11 protein-coding genes are annotated in these 19,633 nt (G+C 47.9%); 7 read left to right on the top strand and 4 right to left on the bottom strand.

The features are described 5' to 3' along the window. Positions 1–212 precede the first annotated feature (212 nt). Positions 213–938 carry a DUF502 domain-containing protein gene (locus QUA56_RS24860; RefSeq protein WP_333363054.1) on the bottom strand — a complete coding sequence of 242 codons (726 nt, stop codon included), beginning with the start codon at positions 936–938 and terminating at the stop codon, positions 213–215. Positions 939–1,207: 269 nt separating this feature from the next. Then, positions 1,208–1,588, bottom strand: a complete 381-nt coding sequence (locus QUA56_RS24855; RefSeq protein WP_333363051.1) for a hypothetical protein — start codon at positions 1,586–1,588, stop codon at positions 1,208–1,210. A gap of 479 nt (positions 1,589–2,067) precedes the next feature. Here QUA56_RS24855 and QUA56_RS24850 point away from each other — a divergent pair, with 479 nt between their 5' ends. Continuing rightward, positions 2,068–4,893 (top strand): PAS domain S-box protein, encoded by a 2,826-nt coding sequence (locus tag QUA56_RS24850; protein WP_333363048.1) that lies wholly within the window; start codon positions 2,068–2,070, stop codon positions 4,891–4,893. 488 nt (positions 4,894–5,381) lie between these two features. Here QUA56_RS24850 and QUA56_RS24845 read toward each other — a convergent pair whose 3' ends face one another. After that, the gene (locus QUA56_RS24845; protein WP_333363045.1) at positions 5,382–5,579 is read right to left on the bottom strand and encodes a hypothetical protein; all 198 of its coding nucleotides are present in this window, start codon (positions 5,577–5,579) and stop codon (positions 5,382–5,384) included. 384 nt (positions 5,580–5,963) lie between these two features. Between QUA56_RS24845 and QUA56_RS24840 the strand changes: the two genes are divergently transcribed. The 6 genes from QUA56_RS24840 (at position 5,964) to QUA56_RS24815 (ending at position 16,287) form a co-directional block, all read left to right on the top strand. Further along, the gene (locus tag QUA56_RS24840) at positions 5,964–6,317 is read left to right on the top strand and encodes an STAS domain-containing protein (RefSeq protein ID WP_333363042.1); all 354 of its coding nucleotides are present in this window, start codon (positions 5,964–5,966) and stop codon (positions 6,315–6,317) included. 140 nt (positions 6,318–6,457) lie between these two features. Beyond that, entirely contained in the window at positions 6,458–9,217 is a 2,760-nt protein-coding gene (locus tag QUA56_RS24835) for a TIGR03960 family B12-binding radical SAM protein (RefSeq protein ID WP_333363039.1), read from the top strand. A 1,339-nt stretch (positions 9,218–10,556) separates the two neighbouring features. After that, positions 10,557–12,848 (top strand): Rne/Rng family ribonuclease, encoded by a 2,292-nt coding sequence (locus tag QUA56_RS24830; protein WP_333363037.1) that lies wholly within the window; start codon positions 10,557–10,559, stop codon positions 12,846–12,848. 1 nt (position 12,849) lies between these two features. Then, a complete protein-coding gene (locus tag QUA56_RS24825; protein ID WP_333363094.1) occupies positions 12,850–13,533 on the top strand; it encodes a ribonuclease HII in 684 nt (227 codons plus the stop codon). A 584-nt stretch (positions 13,534–14,117) separates the two neighbouring features. Further along, positions 14,118–15,686, top strand: a complete 1,569-nt coding sequence (locus QUA56_RS24820; protein ID WP_333363034.1) for a mechanosensitive ion channel domain-containing protein — start codon at positions 14,118–14,120, stop codon at positions 15,684–15,686. A 487-nt stretch (positions 15,687–16,173) separates the two neighbouring features. After that, entirely contained in the window at positions 16,174–16,287 is a 114-nt protein-coding gene (locus QUA56_RS24815; protein WP_445242949.1) for a transposase, read from the top strand. A 72-nt stretch (positions 16,288–16,359) separates the two neighbouring features. Here the strand turns inward: QUA56_RS24815 and QUA56_RS24810 are convergent, their stop codons facing one another. After that, on the bottom strand, positions 16,360–19,350 hold the full coding sequence (locus tag QUA56_RS24810; RefSeq protein ID WP_333363031.1) for a PAS domain S-box protein: 2,991 nt from the start codon (positions 19,348–19,350) through the stop codon (positions 16,360–16,362). Between the last annotated feature and the right edge of the window lie 283 nt (positions 19,351–19,633).

Raw genomic sequence — 19,633 nt, 5'->3', positions numbered from 1 at the left:
TTTACGAGCGCTCACGTCGTCCATAGCGAACGACCTATGCCGCGAGCGAGACGCTCGCACTCTATATCAGCCAAATATATTATTCTGATGCAACCGTCCACGAGCTGAAAGCAAAAATGGGATGCTCCCGGTTTTGGACAAATATTATCTGTTATTGGGAAAGTTTACGGCTTATAGAAACCTAGACAGCTCTACCCAAAGGCTGTCTAGGTTTAGTCTTCTTCGACTGGGACAGGCTGGTATCTTGATTCGGATACCAAGGGTTCGAGTGTTTTGCCCGCAGGTTTGTCGCTGATGGCTGCAACTGAGTTGTTGGGGTTGACGATGCCGCCAGAGATGATGACTTTAAAGGCATCTTCGATCGACATTGACACATTGACTAAATCTGCCTCCGGGACTATAGCGTACCATCCGGTGGTGGGGTTGGGAGTGGTGGGGATGAAAATGCCGATCGGGGTTTCGCCGGACAGGTGAGGCGGGATATCGTTACTATTGAGCGTACCGGTCACAAATGCTAAAGTCCAGATTCCCCGCCGGGGATATTCCACTAACACCACGCGGCGAAATTTATCATTTGATTTGAGGATGGTTCCCAGCAGTTGTTTGAGGGTTTTGTAAACCGAACCGGCTAGGGGAATTGCCTGCAACAGCCGTTCGCCAAAGTCTAGCAGCCACTTGCCAAAAATGTTCCGGGCCATTAAACCGATGACTAAAATGCTCAGCAGAGGTACAGCCAGCCCTACTAAGAGATTTAACAGATTCACCAAAATCGGGTGGAGTCCGTCAAAAGGGTTGATCTGCTTGGGAATTTTGGTGAGAAAATTGATGACCCAACTGGCGACGGTAATTGTCAGCCAGATGGTGGTAGCTAAGGGTATCACTACCAGTAGACCTGCGATCAGGTCGTTTTTTAAGTCTTGTTTGATGCGTTGGAGCACGGCGGGTCAAATCTCCTCGTAACTGGTTGCCAATAACCTGAATAAACCTGAGACTAAAGCAACTGCACGGGCTTTACTGGAAGTCACCATAGACGATCGTCTTCAATGTCTGCTAAACTCTACCCTTTCTGACGGGCAAGAGTTAAGGATCGGCGATCCTGTACCTATATTTTAAAGAATTATTGCAAGTTGGGGCTTGCTTTTAATATATGCGGGCCCTGCAACAGCTCTCCGTATTGTATATTTTAAGACACTTTTGGTCGGTTCAATCAATAAGCCGATCGATCGGAGGCTGCCTGGGGTTCAACTGTAGCCAGTCCAGAGGAAATTTTCTGTGATTTGTGTAGGAAATTAATTGGTCGATCGAGCTTTCTCAGATTTGAGGCTGGTTGGCACTTCGCTGTAACGAATTCAGCGGAATCTCTGCAGGTTGAGTTCAGTGTTGATGCACAAATACATCTTTGGATAGATGCAGCTTGACCGCAATTATTAGTAAATAAAAAGTGATTTTGAAGGGCGATCGACAAGCCAACTATTCGCCCAGTTTCAACTGTTGCATGGTAGGCAAATCTGGTAAAAAGTAAAGCAGACAGAACAGCAAATTTGACTTTTTTTGACTGGAGCGATCGAAATGCAGGAAATAAGGGCACAATTCAAGCGAATTTGAGCTTGAGAGGAGCGGCAAAGCAATATAGAACTAACTCTAGCATCACTACAAAAAAATAATCTGCCAAACGAGGTAGCAGTAGTTAGTAGCAAGAGAGATAAATTACTAAATAGCAAGTTGTTTCTAGCAGAAAGTGCTAGACTATTTGTTCGGCAGGGTATAGCTAAACTGCTTCCCACAAGCAAGACCCCAGCGGTGCGGATTGATTGAAAGCAGGCGAAAGTTAAGGAAAAGCAAAGGCAGTAGGCAATCAAGTCAGACGGGAAATTCATCTCGCTGCAAGCAGCAAAAGACTTGATTAGAGGTTAGGATTGAAATGTGAATGCTCAGCTTATGAAACCATTTGATTTTTACATTTTTTATACAATTAAAAACGCCAGACTTTTTGGGTTCACACTTAACAAGCCGCTGACAAAGGATGTTGTGTGTCTGAGAACTAATATTTAAGTAAAAGGAATTTTTGTGAAAACGCTCAATATCCTCTTAGTAGAAGACAATCCCCTAGATGCCGAACTAATTGAGGCATATCTAATGGATGGAGGTCTAGAATTTTCTCTGCTGTGTGTGGAAACTCGGGAAGATTTTGCCGCCGCGCTGGAAAAAAACTGTTTTGACATTATTTTGGCAGATTATATGCTGCCTTGTTTTAACGGGATAGCGGCGCTGGAAATCGCCAGCGCTACTTGTCCGGGAGTGCCGTTTATTTTTGTGTCGGCTACTTTGGGCGAGGAAGTGGCGATCGAAACTTTGAAAAGCGGCGCTACTGATTATGTTCTCAAACGCCGTTTGATAACCCTGGTGCCGTCGATTGAGCGGGCCTTGCGGGAAGTTCAAGAACGGATAGAACGCAAGCAAGCCGAAGCACAGCAGCAGGAGAGCGAAGCTCGATTTCGGACTATGGCAGATACCGCGCCGGTGATGATTTGGGTGTCGGACACTGACCAACTTGGCGATTACTTTAACAAAGTTTGGCTGGAGTTTACCGGTAGAACTTTGGCGCAAGAAATGGGCAACGGCTGGATGGAAAGTTTGCACCCCGATGACTTGCCAGAATGTCTGGATATTTACCGGAGAGCCTTCGACGCCCGCAGCGAGTACCGGATCGAATTCCGTCTGAGGCGCTATGACGGTGAATACCGCTGGGTTTTGGGTACGGGCGTACCTAGGTACAGGCCCGATCGCACTTTTGCAGGTTACATCGGTTCTTACATCGATATTAGCGATCGAAAACAGGCAGAACAAGAATGCGCTGCCGCTTTGTCCTGCGAACAAGCAGCCCGGTTGCAAGCAGAAGAGACAGCTAAAGCACTGCAATCGGCCAACGCTCGAATTACTAACATTCTCGAAAGCATTACCGACGCTTTTATCGCGGTCGATTTAAAGGGTAACTACACCTATATAAACCACAAAGCTATTGAGCTTTTAGGCAGACCAAAAGCAGAACTGATGGGTAAAAATATGTGGGATTTATTTCCCTGGGCTGTCGATTTACCGTTTTACAAAAAGGCTGCCAAAGCATTAGCAGAAAAGGTAACGGTCGAGTATGAAGAATTCGTTCCGTTATGGAATAAGTGGTTGAAGGTGCGTTTTTATCCTTCCGATTCTGGTTTGTCGGCTTACATCCAAGACGTTAGCGAGCGCAAGCAAGCAGAAGCTGCGCTCAAAGCTAGCGAAGAGAAGCTGAGAATGTTGGCAGATGCTAATTTGATAGGAATTCTCTTCGGCGATGTTAACGGCGACATCATCGAGGCTAACGACGAATTTTTGCGGATGGTTGGCTACACTCGGGCACAGTGGCAGCGCGGGGAATTAAACTGGATTGAGATTACGCCGCCGGAGTACCGGTCTCTCGACGAAAAGGGGATTGCAGAGGCACAAGCAACGGGGGTTTGCACTCCCTACGAAAAGGAATACCGGAGGCCTGACGGCAGCCGGATTGCGGTGCTGATCGGATATGTTTTGCTTGCCCAAAAGCGCCACGAATTTGTGGCTTTTATTCTAGATTTGACTGTTGGCAAGCAGTTGGAAAGAAAACTGCACGATCGAGCCCAGGAATTAGCCCGGGCTAACCGGATTAAAGACGAGTTTCTGGGAACATTGTCCCACGAATTGCGGACGCCGCTGAATGCGATGCTGGGATGGGCGCAACTGCTGCGCTACCATAAGTTTGACGAAAAAACGACTGTTCGGGCTCTGGAAACGATCGACCGCAATACGCGATCGCTGGCAACTCTGATCGAGGATTTGTTGGACGTGTCGCAGATTATTACCGGCAAACAGTCGCTGAATTTGCGGTGGGTGGATGTGATTTCGACTGTTGAGGCTGCGCTAGATACTCTCGCGCCCGCGATTGCTGCCAAAAATATTGAAATTGTGACGGATTTAGACCCAACTGCGGGGCGGATTTTTGGCGATTCCGGCCGCTTGCAGCAGGTAGCGTGGAATTTGCTGTCGAATGCGATTAAGTTTACTCCGATGTACGGACAGGTGAGGGTGGCGCTGCGGAAGGTGGATGGGACTTGTGCCCCTGAGCAATGTGCCTGCGGTGAAAATTTGTCGCCCGCGCCGGTGGTGGAAATTGAGGTCAGCGACACGGGACAAGGGATTGCGGGAGAGTTTTTGCCACACGTTTTCGATCGGTTCAGCCAAGCTGACAGCTCTACAACGCGATCGTACAACGGATTGGGTTTGGGTTTGGCCCTAGTGCGCCATTTTGTGGAAATGCACGGGGGGACGGTGCAAGCGCAATCGGCCGGGAAGGGACAAGGAGCGAGCTTTTTGGTGAGATTGCCAATTAAACAGCTTGATGGCGACAGCGGATTTTCTGTTTCCGGGCTCGGGGAGTTTGCGGTTGGACAAAGTAAGGCGCGAGCCCCTGTAAATGAGTGTTTTGTCAGCACCAACCTTTCTGCTGTGCGGGTGTTGGTGGTCGATCGCGACGGGGATTCCCTGGATTTTGCGCGTACAGTGCTTGAAGATTGCGGGGCCGCGGTGGAGACTGCCAGCTCGGAAATGGAAGCCCTGGAGGCGATTGCAAGGCTTAATCCTGATGTGTTGGCGATCGATATCGGGAGGCACACCCCTGATGGAGATGCTCTGCTCCGGCAAGTGCGATCGCTCGCGGTGGAAAGGAAAATTCCGGCGGTGGCGTTCACGGCGGTTGGTAGGGTAGAGGAACGGGTACGGGCACTGCGGCAGGGTTTTCAAGTTCACGTGCCCAAGCCTCTCGATCCTGCTGAGTTGGTGGCTGTGGTGAGAAGTTTGGCGGTGCGATCGAACGATTTTTGATTTTTGATTTTTGATTTAATGCGTTTGCAAACTTTGAGGAGGGATGTCCTAACTACAAACCAATTTTCTTGCATTCGAGCGATCGGACAATTCGGCAGAAAAACGTTTTTTTAGTAAAATTCACAACTATAGCTAACTTGTCAAGCCCCAACAGTTATAAATTTAATTTTGCTCAAAGTTGGTAGTTTTTGATACTGATAGCAGTGTCAAAAAAAGAATGCAACTGTAGACAAGTTCCAAACCCCGATACTCATCATTAGTCCCACTTCTTCAATTCTAAAATCTAAAATCTAAAATCTAAAATCTAAAATTGTATGAGGTGCAGGGACGATCGTCCTTAACTGTATCTCCTCAAATATCAAGCTCAGCAAATGAGTGCTTCAATTGAAACATACCGTGCCGGGGTCAATGCTTCTAACACTCCTCTACTTACTGCCCAGCAAGGATTTTGTTTCGCTCTTGGATTTTTCCGGGCTGCCTGGTTCCAACTATCGACGACTAGATACCAATTGCACCCGACCGGCATCCATTTCATCCATTAATAACTCTAAAGCCTCATAATCAATATCCGAGATGTAGCCCAAACGGGTGAGCTCGTAGTTGATTTCGTTTTCAATGTCAGGCGTCAACTGCTTAATGTAGAGGGCTTTTTCTACAAGTTGACGAATAGCATAGGTTGCTTGCATAGTAGATCGGATAACTCCGTACACTTTAATTTTCATCTGAAGAGTTAATCGGGTGCGTGATCTAAATCAGAACTAATAAGTGATTTCAATTACATTGTTCAGTTTAACCTAACAGCTAGGGGAAGGTCGATCGCAATTTTCAAAAGTCCCAAGACTTGCGCCTGCTGGTCAAAATAAAAAATAGTATAGTAGCTTACGTTTTCTCCCCAAATCTTGCGGAAACTTTCATAAAAAAGAGTAAATAAATAAAGATTCAGTAAAAATACTCAAAACAACTGGTCGATTTCCCTCAAAGCAAGTTAGGCTCAGAGTAATCAAGTAGGTTTAGGCTTACCTCCGTCCAGCGCAGTAGTTGAAAATACGTAGAAACCATAGGTTTGACAAATGCAGACACTTCTTGCCGATAAACCAATTACGGTGATTCGACCCCTAGACCACCTGAATGCAGCCACCTGCGGAGAATTCCGACAGAAACTAACGACAGCAATTTCAGCCCCCGGGGTTGTAGCGGTACTCGTAGATTTTGGCGCAGTAAAATTTATTGACAGTGCTGGTTTGATGGCATTGGTTTCGGGCCTCAAGCAGGCGAAAAAAATGGGGCGCAGGTTTAGTATTTGCTCGGTATCGCCCGGGATTGGGATGATTCTGGAACTCAGCCAACTCGATCGAGTTTTTGAGATATTTGAAAATGTCGATAGCTTTGAATCCGAAAACTCCTGTGCAAAACAACACTGTTAGATCCTCCTCATCGGTGAAAACAAGCAACAAAACACAGCAAATTCGGTTAAAGGCCCGAAAAGACAGAGGACTGCCGTTGGCGTGTTGGCCAATTTTAAGCTAGGCTGCTTAAGAGTCGCAGATATTTAGCGAGTCGAGCCGTGGCAGTAAAAGTCGAAGAATTACTTACAGCAGAAATCAATCAGCCTGCTCGTTATCTGGGAAACGAATTGGGGGCTGCACACAAACCTTGGGACAGGGCGTCTGTGCGCTGGGTGCTCACTTACCCAGAAGTGTATGAAGTTGGTGCTTCTAATCTCGGGCACATCATCCTTTACAACATTTTGAACGCTTTGCCGAGGCAGTTGTGCGATCGAGCTTATTTGCCCGCACCAGACTTGGCAGCAAAACTGCGATCGACTCAAACTCCCCTGTTTGCGGTAGAATCCAAGCGATCGCTCACAGAATTTGATATTCTGGGCTTCAGCCTCAGCTACGAACTCGGAGCCACAAACATTCTGGAAATGCTGGATTTGGCCGGCATTCCCCTAACTTGGCAAGAAAGAGCGACAAATGACCAAAACGGTCAAATGCCGCTGATTTTTGCTGGCGGGCAAACAGCAACTTCCAATCCCGAACCCTACGCTGACTTTTTTGACTTCATTGCTTTGGGAGATGGAGAAGAATTGCTGCCAGAAATTGGCTTGATTTTGGCAGAAGGCAAAACTAATAATTTGAGCCGAGAAGCATTGCTGCTGGATTTAGCGCAAATTCCCGGTGTTTACGTCCCGCAATTCTACGATATGGCCGCAGACGGTTCTGTTCATCCCAACCGCCCGCAAGTTCCCGATCGAATTCTGCGCCGCGTCGCGACTCCGATACCAGCTTATTCGATCGGGCTAGTTCCCTACGTCGAGACAGTACACGACAGACTGACAGTAGAAATCCGCCGGGGATGCACCCGCGGCTGCCGCTTCTGTCAGCCGGGAATGCTGACTCGCCCCGCGCGCGATGTCGAACCCCAGCAAGTCGTAGAGGCGATCGAACTTGGGATGAAAGCCACCGGGCACAGCGAGTTTTCCCTGCTTTCCCTGAGTTGTTCCGACTATCTGGCACTCCCAGCAGTCGGGATGGAAATCAAAAACCGCCTGAAAGATCAAAATATTTCTCTGTCTCTACCCAGCCAGCGGGTTGACAGATTTGACGATAATATTGCCGACATTCTCGGCGGCACGCGGCAAAGCGGTTTGACTTTTGCCCCGGAAGCCGGTACTCAGCGGATGCGGGACATCGTTAACAAAGGTTTGACAAACGAAGAATTGCTTCGCGGTGTCAAAACTGCGGTCGATCGCGGCTGGGATAAAATCAAGCTGTATTTTATGATCGGTTTGCCCGGAGAAACCGATTTTGATGTTCTGGGCATCGCCGAAACAGTCCGCTGGCTGCACCGGGAATGCAGGGTGGATGGCCGGCGGGGACTGAATTTTAACTTGACAATTTCTAATTTTACGCCTAAGCCTCACACTCCTTTTCAGTGGCACTCGGTTTCTAGTGCTGAGTTTTCCCGCAAGCAAAGACTCTTGAAGGGCGAATTTCGGGGGATGCGGGGCGTCAAGGTGAATTACACTGACGTGCGGATTTCGGCAATGGAGGATTTTGTCGGACGGGGCGATCGGCGTTTGGCTGCTGTAGTCCGCCGCGCTTGGGAACTTGGCGCCGGTATGGATGCGTGGTGGGAAAGTTTGGATCGGGCTTACAAAGCTTGGACTCAGGCGATCGATGAGTCGGGCCTTACCTGGAAATACCGCCAAGTTGAAAGCGGCGAGTGGAATCTTTTTGAGAAGGAAGAGGAGCACGACACGGATGCGGACACGGATACACGGATGAATTTAACGCCGGGGGCGGGCACTGCGGGGGCGGGCACGGGGGCACCGCCCCTACTGGATCGACCTTTACCTTGGGATCACTTAGACACGGGGATCGACAAAAACTGGCTGAAAATTGACTTGCAAAAGGCTTTGGAAGCGGCGACGGTTCCTGACTGTTCCTTTGAAGGGTGTTCGCGCTGCGGGGTTTGCGGCACCGATTTCGGACACAATGTGGTGGTGGATGCCCTGCCAATTCCTGAGTTTGCTGGGGAATTTGTGCCGAATACGGAGCGGAAACAGCGTTTGCGGGTTTGGTTCGGGAAGGTGGGCGATATGGCTTTGGTGGGTCATTTGGATTTGCTGCGATTGTTCGATCGAGTAATCCGCAGAGCCGATTTGCCGATTTCTTTTACCGGCGGGTTCCACCCGAACCCTCGGATTTCTCTGGCAAATGCTCTGCCTCTGGGCGTTACCAGCACTGGGGAAATTGCCGACTTTGAGCTCACTGAGTCGATCGATGTTGAGAGTTTTCGGGAAAAGTTGGTGGCTAAGCTGCCGGAAAATATTCCGATTTACAAGGTTGAGCCGATCGATCTCAAGGCTCCTTCTGCCAGTCAGTTATTAGAAGCAGCGGAGTACGTGATTACTGTCGCTGTAGCGGGCTCGCTGACAGAAAATGGCGAATTAGACCGGGAAAATTCTGCTCCTGTCTCCGTGGCTCCTGATGCCAACTGGGAAGCTTGGGTGAAGACGATCGCCCAAACTGAGGCTTTTTGGCGGGTGCACACTACTAAGTCGGGAAAGACGCAGGATGTCAATTTGCGCGATCGGCTGCACAAACTAGAACTTGTAGAGCAGAAAGCAGAAAGCAGCACCTCTGCTAGGAGTGGTACATCCGAAGGTAGAGCCGTCTTGCGCTTTACCGGCAGTTGTCGCAGCGACGGCAACTTGCTAAAGCCAGAACATATTGTTTTTATGCTCGAACAAGTCAGCCAGCAGGAAATTCAGCTTCAGCAGGTTCAGCGCAGTCAACTAATACTGGGTTATGGTTAAAATAGGGGAGCTGTGGTGGAATATATCACCTTCGGCTCTAGTCGATCGGGATGTTTCGTTTCACGCTATAATCGCTTGTTATGGAAGCCGCGGCGGCTCGAGCGCTTTAGTCGCTCGCCGCCCTCGTCAACCAGCAACGCGGGCTGGGTGCAAATTGCTTCTGTTCAAGACTTCAAGCCTTTTTGTTGTACATTCACAGGCTAAATCTAGTGCCAAACCCGCAGGAGCGGGGTATGAACCAAATTTAGCGATTAATTTCGACCGATCGACTGGTTGTCGGCCGTCGGCTTACTCAAAAATCTCACGGTTCAAACCGCATAGCGGGTATTCAACAATAGATGTTTTTGACGGGTCAAAAAACGGAGATAAGCCCCCGACTTAAGTCGTCGAGAACCAAAAATTTTAGATTTTAGATTAAAGTTCCAGCTCCCAGATTCATCTGTGGAGTAAATCTAAAATCTAAAATCTAAAACCTAAAATCGACTGACCCGTCAAAAAACGGAGATAAGCCCCCGACTTCTCTCGTGGAGAACCAAAAATTTTAGATTTTAGACTAAAGTTCAACTTCCCAGATTCATCTGTGGAGTAAATCTAAAATCTAAAACCTAAAATCTAAAATCTAAAATCGACTGACCCGTCAAAAAACGGAGATAAGCCCCCGACTTAATTCGCGGAAAACCAAAATTTTAGATTTTAGACTAAATTTCAATGTCCCAGATTTATCTGTGGAGTAAATCTAAAATCTAAAATCTAAAATCGACTGACGAGGTTTTAGGGTTGGCAGGGGCGGAGGTTGCAGTCGAATGCCAAGCTGGTTCTGTTGAGTGCGATCGCGCAAGAATTCAACAAAAGTCTAGGCGCTTTCACTCCTACCTACTTTCGCTCACAACCAACCCTCAACCACCACGCAAGCGGAGTTATCAGTTCGTAGTGTTAAGTTGTGTGTTAAGAAATTGGTACGGTGTCAATGAATTTATTCGCTGAGTTCAAAGGAAGAGTTGTAAGTGTTGAATTTTGAGTATTGATTTCGCAATTCTCAACTCAAAACTCAATATTCCTAACTCGATAAAAGCCTCCTTATTTCTATCTCTCAGATTTATCTGCTGAGCATAACTCATAACTCTGTACGGGCGGGTTTAACTACTTTATCTGTAACAGTTAACAGTGAACGGTCAACAGTTAACTGTTAACAGTGAACGGTCAACAGTTAACTTTCCTTCCACCCTGCACCAACTCACAGCTAATAACTCTTCAAGCTACTACTAATTACAGTCTAAGTCAGAAACACTATGAGTGCGTAAGTGTCTCTAACTTGCTGCCAGTTTTTTGAGGAAATTGAATGACAAAGCAGATAGTTATAGCAGAGCAGCATCGCATTGCTGCCGTCTTTTCAGAAGATCAAATCCAAGAACTTGTGGTAGCCACAGGCAGCCACCAAGTCAGCGACATTTACTTGGGAATTGTCGAGAATGTACTCCCCGGGATAGATGCGGCATTCGTCAATATTGGCGACCCAGAACGTAACGGGTTCATGCACGTCACAGACCTCGGCCCGCTGCGCCTTAAACGCTCGGCCGGAGCAATTACAGAACTCCTGACCCCCCAGCAGAAAGTGGTGGTACAGGTAATGAAAGAACCGACGGGCAGCAAAGGCCCCCGGCTGACAGGCAACATTACCCTGCCGGGTCGTTATTTGGTACTGATGCCCTACGGCAGGGGAGTCAATCTGTCACGCAGGATCAAGTCGGAAGCTGAGCGCAATCGCCTCAGAGCCCTGGCTATTTTGGTGAAGCCGGCCGGGATGGGGCTGCTGGTACGCACCGAAGCTGAAGGGATGACTGAAGAAGCCATCATGGAAGATTTGGAAGTCCTTCAAAAACAGTGGGAAGCCGTTCAACTCGAAGGCGGTACCTCGCGGGCGCCGGCACTGCTCAACCGCGATGACGATTTTATCCAGCGGGTGCTGCGAGATATGTTCAGCGGTGACGTGAATCGGATTGTGGTGGACTCGCAAAATGGAATTAAGCGGGTGAAGCAGCAGTTGATGAGCTGGAATGGCGGTAAACTGCCTGCGGGAGTTTTGATCGACCACCACCGAGAGCGCGCCTCGATTTTAGAATTTTTCCGGGTTAACGCTGCGATTCGAGAAGCCCTCAGACCGAGGGTGGATTTGCCTTCGGGGGGTTATGTGATTATCGAGCCGACTGAGGCGCTGACGGTGATCGATGTCAACTCTGGCTCGTTTACTCGATCGGCGACGGCTCGGGAAACGGTACTCTGGACAAATTGCGAAGCAGCAACGGAAATTGCCAGACAACTGCGGTTACGCAATATTGCCGGGGTGATTATTGTTGACTTTATTGACATGGAATCCCGCCGCGATCAGTTGCAGGTGCTGGAACATTTCAATAAAGCTCTCAAAGCTGACAAAGCTCGGCCGCAAATCGCTCAACTGTCGGAATTGGGACTGGTAGAACTGACCCGCAAGCGCCAAGGTCAAAATATTTACGAGTTGTTCGGTCACACTTGCCCTACTTGCAGCGGGTTGGGTCATCTGGTGCAACTCCCTGGGGAAGAAGACTTCGCCGCAGCGGTGCGGGAATCGGGCGATCGCACCGTTGCTTCCTCAAACCGCGTTTTGTTGAATTTGCCAGAAGGATTGGAACGCCGCAGCTTGACGCCTGTGGCTGCTGCAACTCCTGCACCGGTGCGGGAAGAACGCCCCCCCGAACCTGCTCGGGCTGCTTGGGAACCTCAAAGCGAAAGTTTGGATTTTGAGACCGGCAGCAACGCCTCGCCTTTGGACTTGCTCAACCATCCCAGCTATCAGGATTTGGGGAACGGAACCAGACGGCGCCGCCGCCGCCGGATTGGTGAAGAGCCTTTTGCCCTCCCGGCGGAGGAGGAACCGGTACGCAGCAAGTTGCGGCTGCCGAATACTTCGATCGCGCCCGTGGCAGATACGCGCTCTGAGTACCAGGCACCCCCCGGCATCCGGGCAGCTTCCGAGGGCTTCGGGCTGGTGAATATGGCGACTGTTGGCAGGCGCGAGGATTTCGATCGGGTGCGGCCGGCTAAGTCTGAGTTGATGAAGCCGATGGTGGAGCCTCCGGAGGTGATTTCGGTGGAAATGACGGCGGAGGAGCAGGATGTTTATGCTCTGATGGGGGTTTCTCCTTTGGTGCTTACGGATCGCAGCGTGAAAAATCCTAAGAATGCGATCGTTTCGGTGACACTCCCGGGAGCGACCCCGAACAAGCCGCCTTTCGAGCAGCTCGAATTTGAATTTGAACCGGCGGCGTCTGCAGAGAATGCTGAGGAACGGGATTATTATCCAGAAAGGTCGGTAGTTGAGCCTGTATTTTCGGATGATGATGATGATGATGAGGCTGAAATTTACGGCGAGAGTTCGATCGACGAAACTGATGATTTTGCTCAGATCGAAGACACCATCGATTTGATGGGCGAATCCTATGAACCGATCGAATTCAATGAGCCGATCGAACTCAATGAGCCGATCGAATCAAATGAGCCGATCGAATCAAATGAGCCGATCGAATCAAATGAGCCCGAAGAGCCTGCTATCAACCGCCGCCGCCGCCGTCGCTCATCTGCGCTTTTGGATGAGTGACATGAAGCAAGAGGGAAAAGGGAAGAAGCAAAAAACAAGAAGCAAGAAGGAAAAAGTAGAAATTTTTACTCTCTTCCCATCTTTCCATCTTCCCCTTTCCCCCTCTCCCTCGAAGACTCTGGTAATTGCAGGTGTGGATGAAGTCGGACGAGGGGCTTTGTTCGGGCCCGTGGTGGCTGCTGCCTGCATTTTGCCCTACGAAGTTCTCGATGAATTAGCAAGTTGCGGGGTGCGCGACAGCAAGCAGTTGAGTGCCGCAGCCCGGAGTCGGTTAGCTGTGAAAATCCGGGCTGTGGCGGTTGACTGTCAAATTGGTGCGGCTTCGGTGCGGGAGATCGATCGCTTGAATATTTTGCAGGCTTCTTTATTGGCGATGAAGCGGGCGATTTTGAAATTGAATGTTACTCCTGATTTGTGTTTGGTGGACGGGAATCAAAGGATTCCCAATTTGGCGATCGAGCAAGAGACGATGGTAAAGGGTGATGCGCGATCGATTCAGATTGCTGCTGCTAGTATTGTGGCGAAGGTTTGGCGCGATGAATTAATCCTGCGGATGGCTGTTAAGTATCCTGAATATGACTTGACAAATAACATGGGATATGGGACAGCTAAACATAAATTGGCTTTGGAACGCTGCGGTGTATCTGCCTTTCACCGGGTGTCCTTTAGTCCTTGTCGAAAATAGTTATCAGAAATCAGAATTACTCGTTAGATCGCGTCCGGTTAATCAGCGATCTAACGAGTTCGATCGTCCCGCTCGCTCTTTTAACCTACATTCCGCACCCACAACTACAGCATATTCGGTGGTTCGTGAAGTACACTATAAAGCTATTATTGTGCGGTACGTGTTATGTAGGGTGCGTCGCTGCCGCCGCAGGTTCAATGCAACTTGCAGATTGACTCTGAAAGCGACGCACCTTACTTACGACTCTTATTGTGTGTACCGCATATACATGGAATATGCTGTATCACAAAGCACTCGATTGTAGCCTAAGCTTTAGTATCAACGGGGTCAACGGGCTATGTCCCTGATTCTGTCTGCTTTGTAGCTCCCTGTGTTACCCCGTCAGCTTTAACGCTTCACTAACTATTAAAATCTTGCAACTTAACCTCGCCAAATTGTGGAGTTTTGTGTTATGCGATACTTTCATTCTATAATTTTTATCTCACCCAATCATATGAGGGAATTGCCAGAGTCGGACACTTCCCTACCAGTCTAGATAGTTTAGAGCAGGAAAAAGTCAAATGTTTGGAAGTCATAAACTACCCATGGTGGTAGATATAGCCATTACCCTTTTCGGCATTGCTGGGCTTGTGGCTGGGTTCGTGTTTTTGAACTGGCTGGCTAGTTTTAGCTTGAAAGCGCTAGCGTCAACCCGGTTTCGGAATCACTCTCCAAAAGTCACGAACCTGCAGCAAAATATCACCGTCATATTACTCGTGACCTGCGTCATTCTGTGTTTGCTGGTGGCCGGAGTGAATGGGGCACTGATTTTTCAGGGGAAAAGTGTCTTGTCCTTTTACCTGAATTTGCTCAGCAGCATTCCCCGCAAGGTTTGGAACCAACTAGCGATCGCCTTCTTGAAGTGCATTAGCCTACTGTTGCTGGTCAAGCTCAGTCTACCTTTTCTACTAAAGGTGCTGGATCGGGGCAGCGTGCTGGCTCAAGGCTCGGATCAGATCACCGCCAACGACGAAAGCGTTGAGGTATTTTTTAACTCGCTCAAAAAGGTTGTATCAAATGGAACTTGGCTGCTGGCGTTGATTTTTTGCAGCGATTTTCTGAACGCACCGGCTGTCGTCACCAAGTATCTCAGAGTCGGACTCAAAGCTTATCTGGCAGTTTCTCTAGGGCAGTTGCTCATCAAAGTGCTGTCTGTGCTGATCGACACGCTGGATGCTCTGAGCCTGCGTTACTCCAGCAGCGAAAATGTATTGCGTCACTATGAACGCTTTCGACACTTAGTGCCAGCACTGAAGAAGGCACTGGAATACAGTTTGTATGTTGCGATCGCAACTCTAATTATTCAAGACATCGACTCCATCGCTTGGATTGCGAATTATTCAGGTCAAATCATCCAGATAATTGGACTCTATTTCCTGTGCGGAGTCTTTATTGAATTTACTAATATCATCTTAGAAGATTTAGTCCTCAAAACCGATCATCTTACCGATTTGCAGCGGCAGCGGCGTCTTACTATCATTCCCCTCTTCAAAAGTATCTTAAAGTATCTGACTTATTTTGTCGGAGGAATTATTGTTCTCAATTTAGTCGGCATCAATCCAGCTCCGATTCTGGCTGGAGCAGGTATAGTCAGTTTAGCTGTGGGGTTTGGGGCACAAAACTTAATCAACGATATTGTCTGCGGCTTCTTCGTTTTGTTTGAAAACTACTATCTTGTGGGTGACTACATAGAGGTAGGGAAGGGAGAAGACCGGATTTTGGAGGGAGAAGTTGAAGCCATCGAACTCCGTACTACTCATGTTCGTCACGCAGACGGACAGTTACAAATTATCCGCAACGGAGAAATCGGCTCAATCGTCAATTACTCCAAACAATACAGCTATGCCAAGGTAGATGTTCCAGTTCCACCAGGTTTGGATCTGGATGCAGTGTATGAATTAATTAATGAGGCCGGACGGCAGCTTCAGAGTGAATGCCCAGAAGTATTGGAACCCACGCGAATTGAAGGACTAGAAAATTTTGATGCCGACAATCTGGTTATCCGAACCATGACTCGGGTGAAACCAGGCAAGCATCTATATATTCAACGGTTATTACGCAGCAAGCTCAAGTCAGTGTTCGATCGACACGACAATTTGCACAGAGATAATTAAGTAGGTCGGCATTAATATTTACTGTTGAGGCAAGGCAGAGGGCAGAAGGCAGAAGGGAAGAAGATTTTAGGCTCAAAACATTCGTTGACATACCTTGTTTTTTTTGTGTCTGCTCACATCTAGCACCAGAGCCAGGTTCTTCCGTACTTAGTGTGCTAAAATATTAGCCAATCTGAATCCTCTCTTTGTGCAACAATCTGTCAGTCCCGCACTCCGGGCAGGACTGACAGATTGTTGCACTACCGCAGTCAAGTCATCCCCCCTCATCCGTTAGATGATTGTGAACAAATTCACAATCAAAATTCTTAATATACCTGGAGTTGTAGTAGAAAAAATATAACAAAGGGCAAGGGATTAGAGAATTAATCGATTGGTTAAAGAAGGCAGAACCTTACTATAAAAAAACCGTGAAAACCATCGAGCGAAGGCTCGGCAGAGGTAGCTGGGTATGCATTAACAAAGAACCACCAACGGCGTTGTCGAAGGAATCAATAATAAATTAAAGCTCTTAAAACGCTGTGGCTTTGGATTTAGGAGTTTTCATAACTTTCAGGCTCGCGCCTTATTGTTTTGGCATTTTCCTAATACTTTAGCACACTAAGTACGGAAGAACCATTTGTTCAGTCCTGCTGTCGCGTCTCGCTCACTATCATCTAATTCCCGGTTCAGTCGGTCAACGATCGCTAATTTGTTCGATCGGCATTTCTATGATAAACTCGGCTCCTTGGCCCGGTGCAGAGACGCAGCTAAGTTGACCACCGTGTTCTCGGACAACTTTGTAGGAAATTGACAGGCCTAAACCAGTGCCTTTGCCGGGAGGTTTGGTGGTAAAAAATGCCTCGAATAACTGCTGGCAAACTTCTTCTGGCATACCGGGGCCGTTGTCAGAAATCCTAATTACAGCATTGGAGTTTTGGACTTCTGTCCTAATTTTAATTTTGCTGCGGTTAGCTTTGGCTTCGGGAAATGAATCCCCTTCGTTGTATTCCTCGATCGCGTCGATCGCATTTCCGATCAAATTCATAAATACCTGATTGATTTTACCAGCATAACACTCAACCAAAGGCAAATTTCCATAGTCCTTAATTACCGCAATTTCGGGATAATTGCCTCTGGCTTTCAGGCGGCTTTGCAGGATCAGCAACGTTCCTTCAATCCCTTCGTGCAGGTTAACTTTGCTCATTTGAGAATCGTCTTTGCGGGAGAAATTTCTCAGCGATCGCACGATTTCCCGAATGCGATCGGCCCCAACCTGCATCGAAGACATTGCTTTCGGCAAATCTTCTAGCAGAAACTCTAATTCGATATCCTTAATTTTATTTTGAATTGCTGCAGGCGGCTGCGGGCAGTGCTTCTGGTACATATCGAGCAAATTCAGCAAATCTTCGGTGTAGTGGCCGACGTGAACGAGATTGCCGCAGACGCTGCTAACGGGATTGTTAATTTCGTGAGCGACACCGGCTACCATTTGACCGAGAGTAGACATTTTCTCAGTGTGAATCAATTGAGCTTGAGTTTGCTGCAATTCGTGCAAAGTATTTTCTAGTTGAAGTTTTTGTTGGGTTAACTCTGTTTGCGATCGCAGCAAAGCTTCTTCACTGCGTTTCTGCTCGGAAATATCAGTAATTAATCCTTCCAAAGCTATCAATTCTCCCGAGTCGGAAAACACTCCCAAACCTTGCTCCCAAACCCATTTTAATTCGCCGTTTTTAGAAGTAATTCGGTAATTTAGCTGATAGGGTCGATTTTCTTGCAACGCAACTTGCACGGCATTCCACAAATTATCGCGATCGTCCGGGTGAGTCAATTCCGAGAGAGAAATTTGCCTAGTGCCGATAAATTCTTCAGGAGAATAGCCTGCTAACTGATAGCAACCTTCGCTGACAAACTCCATACTGCGATCGGCATCGTTGCGAAAACGGTAGGCCATCCCCGGCAAATTGCTCATCAGCGTCGCCAAGGCCCGCTGGCTTTCCCGTAGGGCTTCTTCGGCGTATTTGCGATCGCTAATATCCGTCATCACCGCCAACATACAGAGTTCGCCGTCCAAATTAATCAATTCCGCTGACAGCAAACAAACCACAACCGATCCCGACTTCATCCGAAACTCGCATTCCTGATTGCGAACAACACCTTGTTCGTGTAAACTTTGCCTAAATTTAAGTCGGTCTTGATGCCTTACCCAAATATTTAACCCCGGTACTGTATTGCAAGTCGTTTCTTCTAAAGCGTAACCAGTCATCGATAGAAAACTATCATTAACTTCAATAAAACGACCCTCATCAAAAGTAGTAATAATCATCGGATCGGGACTCGATCGAAAAGCTTTAGAAAACTTTTCTTCCGATAATCTCAATTTTTTTATAGCCTCTTCCAACTGACTTGTCCGCTTTTTAACCCGGCATTCCAATACCTCATTAGCCTGCTTCAATGCCTCCTCAGCCTGAACCCGATAAGTGATATCGCGCACCACGGCTTGCAGCCCCATTTTGCCGCCGATATCCATAGAAGTTAGCAGCACTTCCGCCGGAAACTCAGAACCGTCCAAACGGCAGTGCCGCCAGTCAAAACGGCAATTTCCCATTTCTACAGCCGTATTAATTCGATCTTGATAAAGACTTATAGAATCTTGTCCGTCCGGTTGCAGCAGCGGACTAAATTCCGAAGGATGCTTGCCGCAAAACTCCGATTCAGTGCTGCATCCAAATAACTTTAAAGTAGCCGGATTGCAATCCAAAAAACCCTCTTCGTCTAGCAGCATTACCGCATCAGTCGTCGATTCATACAAAGTGCGAAACTTTTTTTCCGACGCCTGCAAAGAAGCAATCAACTGCATCTTTTCCTCTGCCGCCCGCTTTGGCTCGGTAATATCCTGCATTACTTGAGAAAAACCCTGCAACTCTCCGCTTTCATCGCGCAAAGGAGTAACAATAATATTCGCCCAAAATTGCGAGCCATCTTTGCGAAACCGCCAGCCTTCATTTTCGTATCGACCTTCTGCCAGCGCCCCGATTAATTTTTCTTGGGGTTTGCCGATATCAATATCTTCTTTCGTGAAAAAACACTCCGAATTATTGCCGACTATTTCATGAGCTTTGTATCCAAAAATGCGTTCTGCACCAGAATTCCAGCTAGCTACATACCCCTCAGTATCTAACATGAATATAGCATAATCCTTAACGCCTTCAATTATTAAACGCAGGCGTTCCTCGCTTTCTCGAAGTCCAGATTCTGCCTGCTTGCGCTGGGTGATATCTTCTACAAAACCTTCGTAGTAGAGCAATTTGCCCCCTTCATCGCAGACAGCCCGTGCATTTTCAGCGATCCAAATTATTGTTCCGTCTCGGCGATAAATCTGCGACTCAAAATCAGATACCACGCCCTGTTCTCGCAAAGCAGAAACAAACTGATCGCGCCGATCGGGATTGACGTAAAGCTGATCGCTGATATCAGTCAGACAGCTCATCAATTCTGCTGCGGAATTATATCCGTAGATGCGAGCCAAAGCTGGGTTAGCGCTGAGGTAACGACCGGATTCGGTTGTTTGAAAAATGCCCGACACAGCATTTTCAAACATACTGTAATATTTTGCTTCCATTTGGTGCAGTGCCTCCGCGACATTCAGGCATTCTATCGCTTTATTTTCTAATTTTTGATTTCCCACTTATGAATACCCTGCTCTTGGATTTGAGTTGAATATTTTTGGTCTACCGCCTGTTAAACTCTAGCCGTTAATAAGGCAGAAAGATGCTGTGGCACAGCCGGACACAAATGTGTTTATTCATCTGTCAGACAGGGCTGTTAGTTGTTAGTTGTTGCTGATGAAAGTTTAGTCGATCCGGTCTGTCTTTCTTTGAGCCTCCACTGGCTGTCACAATCGGATTGCCAAATCGATCGGCCTGCGGTGCAGGTATCCGAGCCAAACCCGCTCGTTGAAATCTCCCTGA

Source organism: Microcoleus sp. N3A4, assembly GCF_036701805.1.
Lineage (GTDB): Bacteria > Cyanobacteriota > Cyanobacteriia > Cyanobacteriales > Microcoleaceae > Microcoleus.
The sequence above is the reverse complement of the archived record's forward strand: the minus strand, read 5'-3'. Positions and strand labels throughout refer to the sequence as shown.

Bases quoted from the DNA above. Each gene is read 5' to 3' on its own strand.
- QUA56_RS24845 (WP_333363045.1), bottom strand. From the start codon at position 5,579: ATGCAAGCAACCTATGCTATTCGTCAACTTGTAGAAAAAGCCCTCTAC.
- QUA56_RS24840 (WP_333363042.1), top strand. From the start codon at position 5,964: ATGCAGACACTTCTTGCCGATAAACCAATTACGGTGATTCGACCCCTA.
- QUA56_RS24830 (WP_333363037.1), top strand. From the start codon at position 10,557: ATGACAAAGCAGATAGTTATAGCAGAGCAGCATCGCATTGCTGCCGTC.
- QUA56_RS24825 (WP_333363094.1), top strand. From the start codon at position 12,850: ATGAAGCAAGAGGGAAAAGGGAAGAAGCAAAAAACAAGAAGCAAGAAG.
- QUA56_RS24820 (WP_333363034.1), top strand. From the start codon at position 14,118: ATGGTGGTAGATATAGCCATTACCCTTTTCGGCATTGCTGGGCTTGTG.